Consider the following 12,927-nt stretch of genomic DNA (forward strand, 5'->3'; position numbering starts at 1 on the left):
GATCTCGGTCACCTGATGCCGACGGCCCAGGTGAGAGGCACGATCGGCTAGTCTGGCTTCCATGACCTCCCCCGATGGACCGACCGTCGGCCTGCCCGTCGTCGGACTTCCCGTGGTCGGCGGTCCGACGATGTCGTCCGAACGCGCCGACGCCGCCCGCAACCGGCGGCTCCTGCTGGCCGCCGCACAGTCGCTGATCGACGATCAAGGCGCGGCCGCCGTCACGATGGACGCCGTCGCCAGGGCCGCCGGTGTCGGCAAGGGCACCGTCTTCCGCCGGTTCGGCAACCGCACCGGGCTCATGCACGCACTGCTCGACCACTCCGAGTCGGATCTCCAGCAGGCGCTGTTGTCCGGGCCCGAGCCCCTCGGACCGGGCGCCCACCCGCTCGACCGGCTGATCGCGTATGGCCGGGCCCGTCTCAAGATGACCGTCGATCACCTGGACATCCTCCTGGAGGCCGGGGCCGACGACCCCGACCGGCTGTCGCACCCGGTGTGGGCCATGTCGACGCAGCACGTCAAGATCCTGCTCCGCGAACTCGGCTTCACCGACCGTCTCGACGTCCTCGCCCACACCGTGCAGGCGCCCTTGGACGCGATCACTGTCCGACACCTGCTCGACGTCATCGGCTTGACCCGCCACGAGATCGCCGACGACTGGGAGCGGATCATCCGCACCCTCGTCGCCGGCGCACGGCACTGAGAGCGTTCATCCGTCGCGGGCGACGAGCGCGGCGGAACGGCTGAGTTCGGGTCCCTCGGGCAGGAGCGACAGGACGGTCCACGGGATGCGGGACGGTTCGTCGTCGAGACCGAGGCTGGTCGCCGCGTCGTCTCCGGCGACGCGGTACCGCACGCCCGTGTCGGCGACGATGAACCGCTGCGTGGCGAGGGCGCTGTCCGGCCGCGAGCCGGTCACGACGACGTGTTCGGCGGTCCCCGGCTCCACGTACACGGCGTCGGCGGCCGGACCGAGCCCGTCCGCCGAGGCCAGGATCACCGGCGCCCCGGCGGACGGAAGCGCGTCGACCGCGGTCAGTGATTCGACGGCCGACCGGTCGCCACGAGCCCGCGACCACGATCGGCACAGCACGGACCGATCCGTCAGCACGGGAGCCGCGGTCGGGAACCGGCCGAGCGGGAGTCGGTCGACGACCGGCACCGTCGTCAGCTCGCCCGGCGCCACGTCGCGGATCTCCGCGCTCCCCGTCGGGTCGGCCGCGAGCAGCATGTCGGCCGCGGTCGCCGGGATCTGTTGGACGCCGTCGCCCAGGACCACCCGGTAGACGACGCTCCGGTCGACGGTCGACGTCCGGATCACCGATCCGACGGGCAGGCCGAGCGGGCCCGTGCCGCGCCGGTCGATGTCGGGGACCGTCAACGCGGGGCGTTCCGGGAAGGTGTCGAGCAGGGCGGCCGACACCGTTCGCGCGCCGGCGTTCTCGAGCCCGAGAGCGCGCAGCACTTCGACGCGCGCGAGGTCGATGCGGGCACGGACGGGGACGCCGTGATCGTCGTAGAGCAGCCACATCCGGTTCCCTCGGGCGACGACCGCCCCGACGTTCGGTGCGGCGGGCGACGACGTCGGCTCCCCCGCGAGGATCGTCGTGCCGTCGGGTCCGTCGCACACCGTCCACGCCGATGCGCCGTCGCTCCCCGGCTCGGGGAGTGAGGCGGGCGCACCGACGATGCCGAGCGTCGCACCGCGCGGGTACTCGCGCAGCGACCGCGCGCTCACCGATTTCACCGCCGCGGGACCGCCGACCACGAGCCGGGCCGACGCGACGTTGAGCACCGGGTGCATCGTCCCGTCGATCGGCACGAACAGTCCGCCGTCCGGACCCGCGACGATCCGCGCGTCGCCGACCGTCGGCGCGGGACGGATCAGCCCGTACACGCCCGCCCCGGCGACGACGAGTACCGCGAGCACGGCGCCCGCGACCAGGGCCCGGACCTGCGAACGCATCGGATCGTGCACCATGCGCGCATCCCGCCGCACGAGGGCGTGCTCGGCGCGCGCCAACCCGAAGCGGTACCCGCTGACCTGCGCACGCGTCGTCATTCGTCGCGACATTGATGTTCCCCCCGAAACCGATCGCCGTTCCCCTGCCAGGCACGCTAGTCGCGTTGTACCGTGTCTCCACGCGATTCGGGGGAATCGACGATTTCAGGGGGATTGCCAGATGCGTCTGTTCGTCGGCACCGCACGCGACCGACTCCGCACCGTCGAGCCGTTCGACGTGCCCGACGGCGACGGCTGCATCGGACTGCGACGGGACGGTCCGCATCTGACGGCTGTGCTCACCCTCGCGCCCGGTCCGCCTTCGCCGATCACGCTGCCGGACGGTCCCCGGACACGGGTGCCGCTCGACGACATCGCCTGCGCCATGGTTCGCCGCGACGCTCATCCGCTGCGCGTCGACGTGGCGACCCGGACCCTCACCTCGTGGGGTGACGGTCCCGCGGCCCGTGCCTACCGCGGTCTGCTCGGGCCGCTCGCTCCCGCGTCTCACCGGACGGTCGCGCTGGTGGTCCACCTCGACCCGGCCCGATTCCCGGACGCCGTCGCACTGCGCGGCGGCGGTTCCGTCGGCGCGCTCCGCACGGCGATCTGGTGTGTGCATCGGGTGATCGCGGCGTGTGCGGCCGCGGGCGTGCGCACCCGCGTCCTCACCGCGGCCGAACTGTCGGCCGACGCGGCGTGGACCCTCGACGACGCGGCCGTCGCCGCCAGGATCACACCCGACGGGTCGGAGGGCACGGCTCCCCCGCTGGCGGCCGACGGCCAGTTGATCGGCGCCGACGACGGGACGCCCGTGGCCCTGCGAGTCGCCGGTCCGTCGATCCCGAGGGTCGCGGTCGCCGCCGACGCGAGGACCGTGCGCCAGACGGTGGTCCGCAGCATGGCTCTCGGCGTCCGCACACACGTCGTCACCGACCGCCCCGACCAGTGGGGTCCGCTCGTCGACGCCATCGGCGATCCGGTCCTGCTGTCGCACGGGCAGGCGATACCGCAGACGGCTCAGCTCGTCGTCGGCGACACTGGGGAGGCGATACGCGCGCGGCCGGGTCTCACGGTGCTCGACGTCCACCGCGCCGACCCGCCGCCGACCGCATCGGGCTGCCTGCTGCACCAGGATCCGTCCGACTCCGCGGTGCTGCACCTGGTCACCCCCGGCGGGCTCCGCACGACGGTCCGCACCGTGACGACACCGGCCGAACGCGAACTCACCGGGTGAGCGGTCAGCGGTGCGCCAAGGGGACGAGCGCTCGCACGAACACGGCGTTCGACGACGCCGCGTGCACCACGACGTCGGGATCGGAGTCGGCGAGCCACACCGCGTCGCAGGCCGATGCGGTGAGCGTGTCGCCGTCGGCTCCGGTCACGGTGATCCGGCCCGACAGGACCGCGAGCATCTGAGGCCCCGGCAGGTCGAAGCTGATCGACGACGGCCGGTACAGTCCGGTGCCCTCCAGTTCGATCCGCGACAGTTGGAACTCCGGCGCGGGCGTCAGATACACCCGTTCGGCTCCGACGAGCTTCGACGACGGCATCAGGGCGTCGAGGTCGACGGGCGTGAAGTCGAGGACGCGCAGCAGCTCCGGGACGTCGATGTGCTTGGGCGTGAGGCCGCCGCGGAGCACGTTGTCGGAGTTCGCCATCAACTCGACGGCGGTGCCGTGCAGGTAGGCGTGCAGATTGCCCGCCGACAGATACAGCGCCTCGCCGGGGGCCAGGCTGATCCGGTTGAGCAGGGTCGACGCGAGGACGCCCGGATCGCCGGGGTACGCCTCGCCGAGTTCCAGGAGGGACCGCAGTTCGGCCGAGAACCTGGTGTCGCCGCGCCCGAGGGCGGCGACGGCCCCGTCGAGGACCGCGGGCACGAGGCCGCCGATCACCGACTCCGGCAGGGTCAGCCAGGTGGTGAACACGGCCCGCAGACCCGTCTCGTCCGGCTCGGCGACCAGCATGCCGAGGTACGGGTCGAGGGCAGGCACCTCGAGGCTGCTCAGCAGGTCGACGGTGACGGACGGGTCGCGGAATCCGGCGAGCGCGTCGAAGTCGGTCAGGGCGACGACGAGTTCCGGCTTGTGCCAGCCGTCGCGGTAGTTCCGTTCGGGATCGTCGAACCGGAGCCCGGCCGCGTTCTCCCGCGCGAAGCCCTCCTGCGCCTGCGAGGCGCTCGGATGCGCCTGCAACGACAGCGGCTCCTGCGCGGCGAGGATCTTCAACAGGTAGGGCAGCCGCTCGCCGAACTCCGCGATCACCGCGTCGCCGAGTTGCGCGCGCGGATCGGCCTCGATGAGACCGAGCAGGGTCTGATCTGCGGCGTCGTCGGACAGGACGGTGGCGGGCGACGCCGCGTGGGCGCCGAACCACAGTTCGGCCTCGGGGTGGGCGGACGGCGACTGCGCGCCCCGCATCTGGGCCAGGGCGGTGCGCGATCCCCACGCGTACGGCCGGATGACTCCTGCGAGCAGCTTCATCAGGCGCTCGCCCCGGCGAGTTCGAGGTAGGCGGCCGCCAGGTCCGCACGAACCACCACGGTCAGATGCGCCGCGAGGTCGGCGGGGGCGTCGGCGTGGTCTGGTTCCACGCGCGGCCGCATCAGGCCCGCCGGGCTGTCGGGCGCGTCGACCTGTTCGGTGATCACGTCGACGTCTCCGAGCCCGACGATCCGCTGATGTGCGCCCCAACTCCGCTCCGCGGTGGTCAGCAGCATCACCCTGGCCTGCTCCGCGGGCGGAGCGTCGTCGAAGTCGGGATCGTAGAAGATCGAGTCGGTCGCCGTCCCGGCGCTGTGCACCCGGACCCGCAGTCGTGCCAGCGCCGACTGCTCGTCGCCGGACGACGACGCGGCGCCCGCGACGGCCGCCATCGTGGCCGACACATGCTCGGCGACGACGGTGGACGCCGCGGTGTCGCCCGCCCACACCACCGTTCGACCGGCCACCCGGTACGCGAGGAGCTTGGCCTGATTGTGGAAGCTCTCGTGATCGGGATGGTCGGCCACGGCCTCCGCGTCGAGCAGGTCGGCGATGTCGGCGAGCGTCGGCGGAGCCGGGTGCAGTCGCACCGCGTCGAATGCGCCGCACACGGCGACCAACGCCGCGACGAGTCGGACGAACGAGAACCGCGGGTCGACGGGCAGCCGCGGCGACAGATCCGCGACGTGATCGGCCCCGACGGCGTCCGCGACGGGTCCTTCGAGCGGGACCGCGGCGACCAGTTCGGCCCGACGCCGCAGCGCCCGATGAGCGGCGTCGGAGTACGTGCGGTCGCCGGGGTCGTCGCCCGCGACGACGACGACGTCCAGCGGACCGATCCAGCCGGGCAGGGTCGGTGCGACGACGACCGGTGCGTCGAACCGCGACGCGAGGAGGGCGACCGCGAGGCGGGCGGCCCGATCCGCGATGCTCGAGCGTCCGGTGACGATCACGACGGCGCGGGGACGGAGGTCGGTGAGCCGGTCCAGTGCGCCTTCGGCGACGGCGTGCGCGACGGCCCGGACGTGTGCTCCCGACATCGCCGCCGAACGGAGCAGACCGTCGTGATCGGCGGCGACGAGATCCTCGGTGTCGTCGAGGTCGCGCAAATGGGCAGACATGGAGTTAAGACTAATCAGCGTGACGCACCCGGGTATTCGAGACCGCGCTCAATCGACGGGATCTGGTAATACCCGCAGGTGGCCGCGCCTGCCCGGACGAGGGGTAGGCGCCGCGGTGCGCGCGGACGCCTCGGTCGCGCGGTGACGTCCGCGCGGGGCGTCGTCGAAGTCGGGCAGTGTCCGGAACGACGGACGGCCGACCGGCGTGGCCGATCCGACCTCGCGGACCGAGTCGGCGAGCGCGGTCAGGTCCCGGTCGTCGGAGGCCTCGGCGAATCCGCTGCCGCTGCGCAGCATCTCCCACCCGCGGGGCACGGTGATGCGCTCGGCGTGCTCGGCGCACAGATCCCACGAATGCGGCTCGTCCGAGCTCGCGAGGGGGCCGACGACGGCCGTCGACTCGGCGTACACGAAGGTCAGCGTCGCGACGGCTTGTCGCGAGCAGCCGGGCCTGCAGCACTGACGGGGAAGACTCACACCGCCAGCCTATAGGGCGCTCCGGCGGGAGCCGCGATCAACACACCCTAAACTGTGAGCATGGGTTTCCCACTCGCGCCGCTCACCTCGGGCTCCCGGCTCCTCGCTCCGCCGTCGCGTCGCACGCGGGACCGTCACGGTCGCGGACTGCGCGGGCCGTTCCTTCCGCCGGGGGTCCCGGCTCGCAAGACGCGGTCCGACGAGTTCGATCGCGCGGCGGTCGACGCGTTCGCCGAACTCGACGCCAAGTGGCATCAGGCGTTGAAGGGCCTTGACGTCGCCGTCGACGACATCCCGCGGATGCTTCCGCGCGGCTCGACGCCGCAGGAGTGGGAGTCGGTGCAGTGGCCCGACGAGGTGACGGCCGACGGCCCAGTCCCGCTCGCTCGACTGATGCGCGCGGGCACCGACACCGACGGGAAGGCGACGCGGGCGCAGATCATCCTGTTCCGCCGTCCGCTGGAACTCCGGGCGCTCGACGACGATCTCGCCGAACTGCTCCGCGAGGTGCTCATCCAGCAGGTCGCGACATACCTCGGGATCGACGAGGAGACCGTCGAAGGCGGCCCGACGGACTGACGTCGCCGCGAGGATCGCCTCGGAAACAAGACTACGAGGGCATATTGCCCTCGTAGTCCGATTGGTGAAGCGATCTTTGCGCCGTGCCGAGGGCGACTCGGCCGGCGTCAGATGATGCCGCGCTTGAGGCGCCGGCGTTCGCGCTCGGACATCCCACCCCAGATGCCGAAACGTTCGTCGTTGTGCAGTGCGTACTCGAGGCAGTCGGCCTTCACTTCGCAGCCCGAGCAGATCCGCTTGGCTTCGCGAGTGGACCCGCCCTTCTCCGGGAAGAAGGCCTCGGGGTCGGTCTGCGCGCACAGCGCGCGGTCCTGCCACTCGTCTTCGACGGCGTCGAACAACGCCTCGAAATCGCTGGCTACTGCAGTGAGCTGCCCGAATCCGTTCGCCGTGGTCCGACTCGCCGGACCAGCCGGTTCACCTTGGTCAAGAGTCATAGTCGGCGCCCTCCCTGCATCCGCTCCACCCGTAATGACATTGATGTGATTACACACGTCGAAGACGGCTGAGGTCAAGCCGAACAGCAAGATTCATTTTTAACATCGACCCCCGACAATTTCGCCGCGCGCGCACGTTTACCGACGCCCCTCGGCGTGTCGCGGAGCGCTGACTAACATGACTCGCTGTGAAGGTGACCGTACTCGTCGGGGGCGTCGGCGGCGCTCGTTTCCTACAAGGTGTTCGAGAGCTGCTCGGCGTCACGCCGTTCCCCGAGGGGACCGGCCCCGCTGCCGACCGTTCCTCGTCAGACCACTCCGTGACCGCGATCGTCAACGTCGGCGACGACGCGTGGATGCACGGCGTGCGCATCTGCCCCGACCTCGACACCTGCATGTACACGCTCGGCGGAGGCATCGACACCGAGCGGGGATGGGGTCGCGAGGCCGAGACCTGGCACGCCAAGGAAGAGCTCGCCGCGTACGGCGCCGACCCCGACTGGTTCGGGCTCGGCGACCGGGACCTGGCGACCCACCTCATCCGCACCCAGATGCTCGACGCGGGCTTCGCGCTCAGCGACATCACCGCCGCTCTGTGCAGACGATGGCAGCCCGGCGTCCGACTGCTGCCCGCGACCGACGACCGCCACGAGACGCACGTCGTCATCGACCGCCCCGAGGGCGAGCCCGGCGAGAAGGTCGCCATCCACTTCCAGGAGTGGTGGGTCCGCCACCGCGCGCAGGTGCCCACCCACGGATTCGCGCAGGTCGGAGCGGATGAGGCGAAGCCCGCACCCGGTGTCGTCGAGGCCGTCGCCGACGCCGACATCGTGCTGTTCGCGCCGTCCAACCCGGTCGTCAGCATCGGCGCGATCACCAGCGTCCCCGGACTCCGGGCCGCGCTGCGCACCACGAAGGCTCCGGTGGTCGGGGTGAGCCCGGTGATCGACAACAAGCCCCTGCGCGGGATGGCCGACGAATGCCTGTCGGTGATCGGCGTGGAGACGTCGGCGCAGGCGATCGCGGCGCACTACGGCTCGCGCTCGGGCAACGGCCTGCTCGACGGCTGGCTGATCGCCGACGGCAACGTCGCGTCCGTCGACGGCGTCTCGATCGGCTCCGCTCCCCTGCTGATGACCGACCCGGCGACGACCGCCGACATGGTCCGCGCGGCGTGCGCGCTCGTCGGGGTGGACACGCCGTGACCGACCACCGCGCCCGAGGCGGTCTGGAGATCCTGCCGGTGACCGGACTCGGCGAGTTCGGCCCGGGCAGCGACGTCGCCGCCGAGATCACCGGGGCCGCACCGTGGCTCCGCGACGGCGACGTCCTCGTCGTGACGAGCAAGATCTTCTCCAAGTCGGAGGGTCGGATGGTCGACGCACCGACCGATCCGGAGGCGCGCGACGCGTTCCGCCGCCGACTGATCGACGACGAGACCGTCCGGGTCGTCGCCCGCCGGAACCGGACGTTGATCACCGCGAACCGCAACGGCCTCGTCCAGGCCGCGGCGGGCGTCGACGGGTCGAACGTCCGCACCGACCAGATCGCGCTGCTGCCGCTCGACCCGGACGCCAGCGCCGCGGGACTGCGTGAGGCGCTCAGGACCGGCCACGGCCTGGACGTGGCCGTGATCGTCACCGACACGATGGGGCGCGCCTGGCGCACCGGACAGACCGACGTCGCGATCGGGGCCGCGGGCATCGCCGTCAGCCACGCGTACGACGGTGTCGACGACGCGTACGGCAACACCCTCGTCGTCACCGACATCGCCGTCGCCGACGAACTCGCGGCCGCCGCGGACCTCGTCAAAGGCAAGCTCGACGGCGTGCCGGTGGCCGTGGTCCGCGGATTCGCACCCGTCGACGACGGTTCGCGAGCCGCCGACCTGGTCCGCGACCTCGACGACGACCTGTTCCGTCTCGGCGTGGAGGAGGCGATCGACCAGGGACGACGCGAGGCGCTGTTGACGCGGCGTTCGGTGCGGTCGTTCATCGACGAACCGGTGCCGGCCGACGTCATGAACGCCGCCTTCGCCGAAGCGCTGACCGCTCCCGCCCCGCATCACACGCATCCCATCCGTTTCCTGTGGATCCGCGACCTCGCCCGTCGTCACCGACTGCTCGACGCGATGGCGCTCGCGTGGCGCACCGACCTCGCCGCCGACGCGAAGACGCCCGAATCGATAGCCAGGCGTGTGGCGCGCGGCGCGATCCTGTACGACGCACCGGAGATCGTGATCCCCGTGCTCACCGGCGACGGCATGCACACCTATTCCGACGATCGGCGCAACGCCTGCGAGAACACCATGTTCACCGTCGCGGGCGGGGCGGCCGTCGCGGGTCTGCTCGTGGCCCTGTCGGTGCGCGGGGTCGGAAGCTGCTGGGTCGGGTCGACGATCTTCGCCGCCGATACCGTCCGCACCGAACTCGACCTGCCCGCGCACTGGCAGCCGCTGGGGGCCGTCGCCGTCGGACGGCCCGCCGACGACGCGGGTCTGCGGCCCGCCGCGTCGACCGACGGTCTGGTGATCGAACTGTGAGCATCACCGACGCCACCCGCGACCTCCTCGCGCGATGGGACGCGCCGGACACCGACCAGGACTCGGTCCGGCACACCTTCCTGGCGTTCCTCGACGCCGCGCCGAACCCGTGCGAGCGCGCCTGCGTGCCGGGGCACCTCACCGGGTCGGTGATCGTCTTCGACGCGGGTCTCACCCATGTGCTGCTCACGCTGCATCCGCGCGTCGGGAAATGGATTCAGCTCGGCGGCCATTGCGAACCGGGTGACGGCAGCGTCGCGGCAACCGCGCTCCGCGAGGGTCTCGAGGAGTCCGGGCTGCCGTCGTTGCGCCTGACCGACGACCCGGTGCACCTGCACACGCATCCCATCACGTGCTCACTCGGGCGGCCGACGCGTCACCTCGACGTGCGGTTCGCGGCCGTCGCCGAACCGACGTCCGACGGCTCGCTCCCGCCGATCGTCCGCAGCGACGAGTCGACCGATCTCGCATGGTGGCCGGTCGACGCCCTCCCCGCGTCCGTCGACACCGAGACCATCCCGATCCTGATCACGCGGGGTCTGGCCGCGCTGCGGCCCCGAACCGGCTGACGCGGCCCGGCGTCAGCCGACGGTGACGTTCTTGCCCACGCAGACGATGCCGCCGGTGCTGACTTGGAACAGTTCCCGGTCGTGGGCGAGGTCGACGCCGAGCTGGCCGTCGTCGGCGACGACGACGTTCTTGTCGAGGATCGCGTTCCGGACCACCGCGTTGCGCCCGATCCGGACGCCCGGCATCAGGACGCAACCCTGGACGACCGAGCCCTCCCCGATCTCCACGTCGTTCGACAGCACCGAATTGCGGACCGTGGCTCCGGAGACGATGCAGCCCGCGCCGATCATCGAATCGCTCGCCGACCCGCCGCGGATGAACTTGGCGGGCGGAAGGTGGCTGGTGGCCCCGCGGATCGGCCAGCTCTGGTTGTACAGGTTGAACCGCGGGTTCGCCGAGATCAAGTCCATGTGGGCGTCGTAGAAGGCGTCGATGGTTCCGACGTCGCGCCAGTAGCCCTTGTCGCGCTCGGTCTCGCCGGGGATGACGTTGGAGTTGAAGTCGTAGACGTACGCCTCGCCGCGTTCGACGAACGCCGGGATGATGTCGCCGCCCATGTCGTGGTCGGAGTCGGAGTCGGCGGCGTCCCGTTTGAGCATGTCGACGATCGCCGACGTCGTGAACACGTAGTTGCCCATCGACGCATAGGTGACGTCGGGGTCGTCGGGCGTGCCGGGCGGGTCGCTCGGCTTCTCGACGAACGCGGTGATCCGGTCGTCGTCACCCGATTCGATGCAGCCGAACGCGAACGCCTCCGAGCGGGGGACGCGGATGCCCGCGACGGTCGCGGCGGCTCCGCTCGCGATGTGCGCCTCCACCATCTGCGACGGATCCATGCGGTACACGTGGTCGGCGCCGAGGACGACGATGTAGTCGGGCTTCTCGTCGTCGATCAGGTTCATCGACTGGAAGATCGCGTCGGCGCTGCCGGTGTACCAGCGCGGCCCGAGACGCTGTTGCGCCGGGACCGGCGTGATGTACTCGCCGTGGAATCCGGACGTCCACCAGTTCTGTGAGATGTGCCGGTCGAGCGAATGCGACTTGTACTGGGTGAGGACGCACACCCGCTCGTAGCCGCCGTTGACGAGGTTCGACAGGACGAAGTCGATCAGGCGGTACGACCCGCCGAACGGGACGGCCGGCTTCGCGCGGTCGCTCGTCAACGGGTAGAGACGTCGCCCCTCTCCGCCTGCCAGGACGATTCCGAGGACGTGCGGTTGTGATCTCACGGTTCCAACATATCGGCAGCCACGTCAGCCGACCACCGGACGGTCATACCGCGCGGCGGGCGACCGTCAGCGTCACGTCGAGAGTCGCGATGACGGACGCGTCGCCCGCGAGGTCGCCGGCGGCGGACTCGAGTTCGGTGCGCGAGCGGTGGAACCCGGCCGGTCCCATCCCGGCGACGTCCGCCAACCGCTCCGCGGTCAGCTCACGAACGGCCGTGACCCGCCGCGTGGAGACGATGTCGAATGCCCCGTCGAGGTCTGCCGCCAGCCGCCGCGCCTTGGCGTCGCCGACGCGCAGCATGCCCATCGGTTCGACGATCTCGGCGAGGTGGCCCGGATTCGGCGTGACGATCACCCAGCGTCCGCCGGGCGCGAGGATGCGCGCGGTCTCCGCCGCGTTGCGCGGCGCGAAGACCGACAGCACGGCTCCGGCCGACCCGTCGGCGACGGGGATCTGCGACCACAGGTCGGCGACCACGGAGACGACACGCGGATGGCATCGTGCGGCGACGCGCGCGCACGATTTCGACAGGTCGACGGCGACGCCGACACGGTCGCCGCGCAGGGCCGCGGACAGATAGGCCCCGGTGCCGGCGGCGGCGTCGACCACCGTTCCGGGTCCGTCCGGGACGCTGTCGGCGACGGCGGAGACGACCGGCTCGTAGAGACCCGCGTCGAACACGGCGACTCGGGCCGCGACCATCTCCGCGGTGTCGGAGCGGTGCGCGGTCCCCTTTCCGCTCAGCAGGGACACGTAGCCCGCTCTCGCGAGGTCGAAGCGATGACCGTTCGGGCAGCCGATCGTGCGGTCGACTCGAGCGAGCGGCTCGGCGCAGACGGGGCAGATCAGTCCCGCGGCCGCGAACAGGTCGGAGTCACGCGTCAGGCGGTGACCTCGCGCAGCGCCTCACCGAGCGCGCTGGCCTCGGCGTCGTTCAGTTCGACCACCAGTCGTCCGCCGCCGTCGATCGGGATGCGCACGACGATGCCGCGCCCTTCCTTGACCGCCTCCATCGGACCGTCACCCATACGTGGCTTCATCGCCGCCATCGACCGTGCTCCCTCTAACGATTCACTGGACTCGTCCAATGATACGTGGACCACACGACACAGTTACGCGCGCGTCGGGCTCACTCGTCTTTCGACGGCGTCACCCGAACTGTCGGAATGGCCCCGGTGTCGGCGACGTCGCGACCCGATAGTTCCTGGACGACGTCGCGGAGTTCGTCGATCTCCCGCGCCAACTTCTCCAGCGCCCAGTCGACCTCGGAGGTGTCGTACCCGCGGATCGTCTGCCCGAACACGAGGTGCCGGACGTCGTCGCCGCTGATCCCGGCGCGCGGGAGCCGGGTGAGGGTGGTGCCCCGGTCGACGGGCGGCAGGTCCTCGCCGCGTCCGAACGCGAACCAGACGACGGCGAACAACAGCGCGACCAGCAGGGCCACGCCGATCACGTACAGTCCGATGATCACCATCGCACC

The 12,927-nt window shown here is 71.2% G+C and carries 15 protein-coding genes; 6 read left to right on the forward strand and 9 right to left on the reverse strand.

Annotated features, from left to right (window positions below; translation table 11 throughout):
* Positions 1-61: 61 nt before the first annotated feature.
* Positions 62-706: a TetR/AcrR family transcriptional regulator gene (locus tag GYB83_RS20725; RefSeq protein ID WP_443093434.1), complete on the forward strand. Its 645-nt coding sequence runs from the start codon at positions 62-64 to the stop codon at positions 704-706.
* 6 nt (positions 707-712) lie between these two features.
* Here GYB83_RS20725 and eccB read toward each other — a convergent pair whose 3' ends face one another.
* Positions 713-2,065 (reverse strand): type VII secretion protein EccB, encoded by a 1,353-nt coding sequence (gene eccB / locus GYB83_RS20730; RefSeq protein WP_267130337.1) that lies wholly within the window; start codon positions 2,063-2,065, stop codon positions 713-715.
* Between the two features lie 121 nt (positions 2,066-2,186).
* On the opposite strand from eccB, the gene GYB83_RS20735 reads away from it, so the two are divergent.
* Positions 2,187-3,242, forward strand: coding sequence for a type VII secretion protein EccE (locus GYB83_RS20735; protein ID WP_161897182.1), 1,056 nt, complete (start codon positions 2,187-2,189; stop codon positions 3,240-3,242).
* 4 nt (positions 3,243-3,246) lie between these two features.
* On the opposite strand, the gene manA is transcribed toward GYB83_RS20735, so the two are convergent.
* From manA to GYB83_RS20750, 3 genes are read right to left on the reverse strand one after another with little or no spacing between them, the layout of a single operon-like run.
* The gene (manA, locus tag GYB83_RS20740) at positions 3,247-4,491 is read right to left on the reverse strand and encodes a mannose-6-phosphate isomerase, class I (RefSeq protein ID WP_161897183.1); all 1,245 of its coding nucleotides are present in this window, start codon (positions 4,489-4,491) and stop codon (positions 3,247-3,249) included.
* Complete coding sequence (locus tag GYB83_RS20745; RefSeq protein WP_161897184.1) at positions 4,491-5,612, reverse strand: hypothetical protein; 1,122 nt, start codon at positions 5,610-5,612, stop codon at positions 4,491-4,493. Before GYB83_RS20745 ends, manA begins: the two co-directional genes overlap by 1 nt.
* Positions 5,613-5,660: 48 nt before the next feature.
* On the reverse strand, positions 5,661-6,089 hold the full coding sequence (locus tag GYB83_RS20750) for a DUF3499 domain-containing protein (RefSeq protein ID WP_161897185.1): 429 nt from the start codon (positions 6,087-6,089) through the stop codon (positions 5,661-5,663).
* 60 nt (positions 6,090-6,149) lie between these two features.
* Between GYB83_RS20750 and GYB83_RS20755 the strand changes: the two genes are divergently transcribed.
* Positions 6,150-6,668 carry a metallopeptidase family protein gene (locus GYB83_RS20755; protein ID WP_161897186.1) on the forward strand — a complete coding sequence of 173 codons (519 nt, stop codon included), beginning with the start codon at positions 6,150-6,152 and terminating at the stop codon, positions 6,666-6,668.
* 107 nt (positions 6,669-6,775) lie between these two features.
* Here GYB83_RS20755 and GYB83_RS20760 read toward each other — a convergent pair whose 3' ends face one another.
* Complete coding sequence (locus tag GYB83_RS20760) at positions 6,776-7,105, reverse strand: WhiB family transcriptional regulator (protein WP_161897187.1); 330 nt, start codon at positions 7,103-7,105, stop codon at positions 6,776-6,778.
* A gap of 188 nt (positions 7,106-7,293) precedes the next feature.
* Between GYB83_RS20760 and cofD the strand changes: the two genes are divergently transcribed.
* From cofD to GYB83_RS20775, 3 genes are read left to right on the forward strand one after another with little or no spacing between them, the layout of a single operon-like run.
* The gene (cofD, locus tag GYB83_RS20765; RefSeq protein ID WP_161897188.1) at positions 7,294-8,310 is read left to right on the forward strand and encodes a 2-phospho-L-lactate transferase; all 1,017 of its coding nucleotides are present in this window, start codon (positions 7,294-7,296) and stop codon (positions 8,308-8,310) included.
* Complete coding sequence (locus tag GYB83_RS20770) at positions 8,307-9,647, forward strand: coenzyme F420-0:L-glutamate ligase (RefSeq protein ID WP_161897189.1); 1,341 nt, start codon at positions 8,307-8,309, stop codon at positions 9,645-9,647. The genes cofD and GYB83_RS20770 overlap by 4 nt, the downstream gene beginning before the upstream one ends.
* Positions 9,644-10,216 carry an NUDIX hydrolase gene (locus GYB83_RS20775; RefSeq protein ID WP_161897190.1) on the forward strand — a complete coding sequence of 191 codons (573 nt, stop codon included), beginning with the start codon at positions 9,644-9,646 and terminating at the stop codon, positions 10,214-10,216. Before GYB83_RS20770 ends, GYB83_RS20775 begins: the two co-directional genes overlap by 4 nt.
* Before the next feature lie 12 nt (positions 10,217-10,228).
* Here GYB83_RS20775 and glgC read toward each other — a convergent pair whose 3' ends face one another.
* The 4 genes from glgC to GYB83_RS20795 form a co-directional block, all read right to left on the reverse strand.
* A complete protein-coding gene (gene glgC / locus GYB83_RS20780) occupies positions 10,229-11,446 on the reverse strand; it encodes a glucose-1-phosphate adenylyltransferase (RefSeq protein WP_161897191.1) in 1,218 nt (405 codons plus the stop codon).
* Positions 11,447-11,489: 43 nt separating this feature from the next.
* Positions 11,490-12,332: a putative RNA methyltransferase gene (locus GYB83_RS20785; RefSeq protein ID WP_371865350.1), complete on the reverse strand. Its 843-nt coding sequence runs from the start codon at positions 12,330-12,332 to the stop codon at positions 11,490-11,492.
* Complete coding sequence (locus GYB83_RS20790) at positions 12,329-12,496, reverse strand: DUF3117 domain-containing protein (RefSeq protein WP_161897192.1); 168 nt, start codon at positions 12,494-12,496, stop codon at positions 12,329-12,331. Before GYB83_RS20790 ends, GYB83_RS20785 begins: the two co-directional genes overlap by 4 nt.
* An 80-nt stretch (positions 12,497-12,576) precedes the next feature.
* On the reverse strand, positions 12,577-12,921 hold the full coding sequence (locus GYB83_RS20795; protein WP_161897193.1) for a DivIVA domain-containing protein: 345 nt from the start codon (positions 12,919-12,921) through the stop codon (positions 12,577-12,579).
* Between the last annotated feature and the right edge of the window lie 6 nt (positions 12,922-12,927).

It is taken from the genome of Gordonia spumicola, from assembly GCF_009932475.1.
GTDB lineage: Bacteria > Actinomycetota > Actinomycetes > Mycobacteriales > Mycobacteriaceae > Gordonia > Gordonia spumicola.